Raw genomic sequence first — 662 nt, 5'->3', positions numbered from 1 at the left:
GAGGAGGGTGCGGAAGAGCAGCCAGGCGCACCAGGTGTCGTAGCCGGCGCGGTGCGGGCGTTGCCCGTCGGTGCCGGTGGTGTCCAGGTCGGCGTGGGCCACGAGTGCGTCGAGGCCGTAGCCGGGCAAGCCGGGCCAGACGTGCTTGGCGAGGGTGAGGGTGTCGAGCACCAGGGGCGGCTGCCAGCCGGGCAGGTGCGCGCTGAGCACCCGGTACTCGGTGCCCGCGTTGTGCGCGACCAGGGTCCGGCCGGTCAGCACGGGTTGGATTTCGTGGGAGACGCCGTGCCAGCGTGGTTTGCGTTCGACGTCGTCGTTGCCGATGCCGTGGATCCGGCGGGCGAACGGGGTGATGGGCACGGAGGGGCGCACCAGCCAGCTGCGCAGGTCGTGTGCGGTGACCGGTCCGTCGACGGGCAGCACGGCGATCTCCACGATCTGCGGCGGCCGGCCGCCGTTGCCCTCCACGTCGACCACCACCAGCGGGTGGCCTTCCAGCACGGCCGGCAACGGCGCGGCGGGTGGTGGGGCGGCGGTGGGCGGGGTGGTCATGGTGCCTCCACGGTGGTGGGCCAGCCGATGTCGGCGCGGCCGTGACGGTGCGGGTGGTGCGGCTTGGTCACGTCGTGGACCTGGAAGCCGAAGCTGTGCTGCATGAGGTA

Annotated in this window: 1 protein-coding gene; it reads right to left on the bottom strand. The window is 72.8% G+C overall.

Annotation, left to right across the window (positions count from 1 at the left end):
- A partial coding sequence (locus tag ADK67_RS10375; RefSeq protein ID WP_053716192.1) for a 3'-5' exonuclease occupies nucleotides 1-552 on the bottom strand: 552 nt, incomplete at its 3' end.
- Between the last annotated feature and the right edge of the window lie 110 nt (nucleotides 553-662).

It is taken from the genome of Saccharothrix sp. NRRL B-16348 (assembly GCF_001280085.1).
Lineage (GTDB): Bacteria > Actinomycetota > Actinomycetes > Mycobacteriales > Pseudonocardiaceae > Actinosynnema.
This window is presented reverse-complemented; position numbering and strand designations above follow the sequence as displayed.